At 56.4% G+C, this 3,704-nt stretch carries 7 protein-coding genes; 6 read left to right on the forward strand and 1 reads right to left on the reverse strand.

What is annotated here, in order from left to right:
- The 5 genes from ACW9UQ_RS18375 to ACW9UQ_RS18395 form a co-directional block, all read left to right on the forward strand.
- The coding region (locus ACW9UQ_RS18375; RefSeq protein WP_458930858.1) for an EF-Tu C-terminal domain-related protein at positions 1-118 on the forward strand (118 nt) is incomplete at its 5' end.
- Positions 119-178: 60 nt separating this feature from the next.
- Positions 179-487, forward strand: a complete 309-nt coding sequence (gene rpsJ / locus ACW9UQ_RS18380; protein WP_458932444.1) for a 30S ribosomal protein S10 — start codon at positions 179-181, stop codon at positions 485-487.
- Positions 488-497: 10 nt separating this feature from the next.
- The gene (rplC, locus tag ACW9UQ_RS18385) at positions 498-1,364 is read left to right on the forward strand and encodes a 50S ribosomal protein L3 (RefSeq protein WP_458932445.1); all 867 of its coding nucleotides are present in this window, start codon (positions 498-500) and stop codon (positions 1,362-1,364) included.
- Positions 1,361-1,981 (forward strand): 50S ribosomal protein L4, encoded by a 621-nt coding sequence (gene rplD, locus ACW9UQ_RS18390; protein ID WP_458932446.1) that lies wholly within the window; start codon positions 1,361-1,363, stop codon positions 1,979-1,981. Before rplC ends, rplD begins: the two co-directional genes overlap by 4 nt.
- The gene (locus ACW9UQ_RS18395) at positions 1,978-2,274 is read left to right on the forward strand and encodes a 50S ribosomal protein L23 (RefSeq protein ID WP_458932447.1); all 297 of its coding nucleotides are present in this window, start codon (positions 1,978-1,980) and stop codon (positions 2,272-2,274) included. The genes rplD and ACW9UQ_RS18395 overlap by 4 nt, the downstream gene beginning before the upstream one ends.
- A gap of 104 nt (positions 2,275-2,378) precedes the next feature.
- On the opposite strand, the gene ACW9UQ_RS18400 is transcribed toward ACW9UQ_RS18395, so the two are convergent.
- On the reverse strand, positions 2,379-2,666 hold the full coding sequence (locus ACW9UQ_RS18400; protein WP_458932448.1) for a DUF7660 family protein: 288 nt from the start codon (positions 2,664-2,666) through the stop codon (positions 2,379-2,381).
- 161 nt (positions 2,667-2,827) lie between these two features.
- Here ACW9UQ_RS18400 and ACW9UQ_RS18405 point away from each other — a divergent pair, with 161 nt between their 5' ends.
- The gene (locus tag ACW9UQ_RS18405) at positions 2,828-3,364 is read left to right on the forward strand and encodes a PaaI family thioesterase (protein ID WP_458932449.1); all 537 of its coding nucleotides are present in this window, start codon (positions 2,828-2,830) and stop codon (positions 3,362-3,364) included.
- Positions 3,365-3,704: the final 340 nt, after the last annotated feature.

Genomic DNA, 3,704 nt, shown 5'->3' on the forward strand with positions numbered 1-3,704 from the left:
CCTGAAATTCACCGTGGACCTGATCGCCCCGATCGCCATGGAAGACGGCCTCCGCTTCGCCATCCGCGAAGGCGGCCGCACCGTCGGTTCAGGCGTCGTATCCAAAATCATAGAGTGATCGTAACAATCGCGGGGCAGGTTGCCTGCCCCGCATCAAGCCAGGCCCGAGAGGCACGTGATGCAGAGTCAAAACATCAGAATACGGCTGAAAGCCTTCGATTACCGTGTGCTGGACACCAGCACGGCGGAGATCGTGAATACAGCCAAGCGGACCGGTGCGCGCGTGCGCGGCCCTATCCCGCTACCGAATAAGATCGAGAAATTTACCGTTCTTCGTGGTCCGCATGTCGACAAGAAGAGCCGGGAACAGTTCGAGATCCGGACGCATAAGCGTCTGTTGGACATCGTAGATCCGACCCCCCAGACCGTGGACGCGCTGATGAAGCTCGACCTTGCGGCTGGTGTGGATGTCGAGATCAAGCTCTGAGGGAGGCATTTTGATGCGTTCTGGAGTATTGGCAAAGAAAATCGGTATGACCCGCCTGTTCATGGACGACGGACGGCAGATCCCTGTCACCGTTCTGGCCATGGAAGGGTGCCAGGTCGTGGCTCAGCGCACCGCTGAAAAGGATGGCTATACCGCCGTTCAGCTTGGCTCGGGTGCTGCGCGTCCGAAGAACACTTCCAAACCGATGCGCGGCTATTTCGCGGCATCGAAGGTAGAGCCGAAGCGTAAACTGGCCGAGTTCCGTGTCAGCCCTGACAATATGATTGGTGTGGGCGAAGAGCTTACTGCTGATCACTACTTTGAGGGTCAGTTCGTGGACATCGCGGGCACCTCGATCGGTAAAGGGTTTGCCGGGGCAATGAAGCGTCACAACTTTGGTGGTCTGCGGGCCAGTCACGGTGTGTCGATCAGCCATCGCTCTCACGGGTCCACGGGCCAGTGTCAGGACCCTGGCCGGGTGTTCAAAGGCAAGAAGATGGCGGGTCACATGGGCTCTGTCCGGGTCACCACGCAGAACCTGCAGGTCGTTAAGACCGACACAGAGCGTGGCCTGATCATGGTCAAGGGCGCTGTTCCCGGCTCCAAAGGTGGCTGGGTGACGATCAAGGATGCGGTCAAAAAGCCGTTCCCGGATAATGCCATTTTGCCAGCAGCCCTGAAGTCTGCTGCCGAAGAAGCCAAACGGGCTGCCGAAGAAGCCGCCGCCGCCCAAGCCGCGGAAGAGGAAGCTGCCGCAAAGGCCGCTGCCGAGGCGGAACAGGCTGCTTTGGAAGCTGCTGAGGCTGAAGCCGCAACCGAAACGCCTGCCGAGGACGGCCAGGCTGATGCCGCCGATGAAGGGGGCGAGGACAAATGAAAACCGATGTGATCAAACTGGACGCTGGTGCGGCAGGCTCGATCGATCTGTCCGATGACGTGTTCGGCCTTGAGCCGCGTGCGGACATCCTGCAGCGTGTTGTTCGCTGGCAGCTGGCCAAGCGTCAAGCCGGTACGCATAAGGTCAAAACCCGGTCCGAGGTCAGCTATTCGACCAAGAAGATCTATCGCCAGAAGGGCACCGGCGGCGCACGCCACGGCTCCCGCAAGGCGCCGATCTTCCGCAAGGGGGGTGTCTACAAGGGGCCAACCCCGCGCAGCCACGCCCATGACCTGCCGAAAAAGTTCCGCGCCCTTGGTCTGCGCCATGCGCTGTCGGCCAAAGCAACTGCGGGTGAGCTGGTTATCCTGGACGCTGCAGAGCTGAAGGATGGCAAGACCAAAGATCTGGTCGTTGCGCTGAAAAAGCTGGGTTGGAAAAAGCCGCTGGTCATTGACGGGGCTGAGGTGAATGAAAACTTCGCTCAGGCCGCGCGCAATATCGATGGCGTCGATGTGCTGCCAAGCATGGGTGCGAATGTCTATGACATCCTGCGCGCGGGCACTCTGGTCGTGACCAAATCCGGCGTCGAAGCACTGGAGGCCCGTCTGTCATGACCGCTAAAGCCGAACTATACGATGTGATCCGCAAGCCGGTGATCACCGAGAAAGCCACGATGGCATCCGAATATGGTGCCGTGGTTTTCGAAGTGGCGCCCGAGGCGACTAAGCCGCTGATCAAGGAAGCCGTCGAAACCCTGTTCAATGTCAAGGTGAAGGCGGTCAACACCACGATCACCAAAGGCAAAAGCAAGCGGTTCCGCGGCAAGCTTGGCACCCGCAAGGATGTCAAGAAAGCCTATGTGACCCTTGAAGAAGGCAATACCATCGACGTGACCACCGGTCTTTGATGGAATAGTCTTCGTGCTTGTACGAAACAAACGCTCCTAAGCCCCGGCCCTCAGAAAGGACCGGGGCTTTTTTGTTCTGCTCATTGAAGTCAGCCACTGCAGGTTCATTCATAGACCTTGCCAAGCAGTATGACTTCGGCGGCTTGCCTCCAGGCACTATGGTGGACCAACTTTCCCCCGGCTTGACCTACTTTGTGATCTCGCGCGCCAGCAACAGATGCTTCGAGAAAATCACCGATAGTCGTGTTTTCCCAAGCATCTGATGTGTAGTCTTCATTCGAAGAAGCTACCGTTCTGGTGACGGCAGTCTCCCAGTCTGAGCGAAGAGCGTCCAGAAATTCAATGAACCTCTCTGCATCGGTGACGGATTGGACAGCGGTGTAGACATCCATTTTGAACTATCCCGACTGTTTTGCATTTTGGGGCTCAATGATACGATAACTCAAAAAGTTATCGGGTAGTGCCGCACCATTGAGAAGCATACCTTACCTTTGGTCAACATGGATGCAAGGCCTCCTTCGTTCATACTACGCATGAAAAATGGAGGTTACCGATGGAACTCGAAGCAGCGAAGGATGTGCTAGATAGCCAACCATTCTCCCGATTGGTTGGCGCAGAGCTGATGGTTTTTGCTGATGGTACCGCTGAAATTTCGGTCGATATCACCGTCGATTTGTTGCAACAGCATGGGTTTGTGCATGGTGGTATGGTCGCCTATCTGGCAGACAACACTCTGACCTTTGCCGGCGGTTCGGTTCTGGGCAATGTGCTGACCTCTGAGATCAAGATAAACTATGTCCGCCCAGCAATCGGAGAGAGACTTGTCGCCCGTGCGCATGTCGTTTCGCATGGGCGCAGTCAGGCTGTTTGTCGTTGCGATATTTTTGCGATAAGAATGGTGAAGAGAAGCTCTGTGCTGCTGCACAAGGAACCATCGTTGCAGTTAGAGCGGATGAATCTTAGGCAGGTATTTGCCCGCGGTTTTCATGAACGGTGCATGATTGCTGACGCGAAATCTTCGGAAGATTTCGGGCCGCTTTCTTGCAAAGAAAGCGGTACCCCCGAGGTCAGCCAACGAACGGGCGCTTGATTGCAGAATATGACCAGCTGACCGGAATTTTCAGCTACCTGATATCCGCGACGTTCAATCTCCGCCATAAAACGATGCATTCCTGCGAAGCGTTCCACATCACGTGCTTTGCGACGGATTACCGCGCCTTGCTGCACCGCTTTCGACGCAAAGAGATCCTTGAGCCAGGCTTCGGGTGAGAGCGGCGAATTTCGATGTTGCATGTGGGAAGTGTGCATGAGCAGTGACCTGCCCCCCGAGGCTCCCTCATTCATAACGAGAGTCTGCGGGTCTGGTTTTCATATTCGTTGGTTTCGTTTTGGGCAAGCGCGCCGGGCGCGGAGCCCTCAAATTGCTCAAG

This window comes from Halovulum sp. GXIMD14793 (assembly GCF_054457435.1).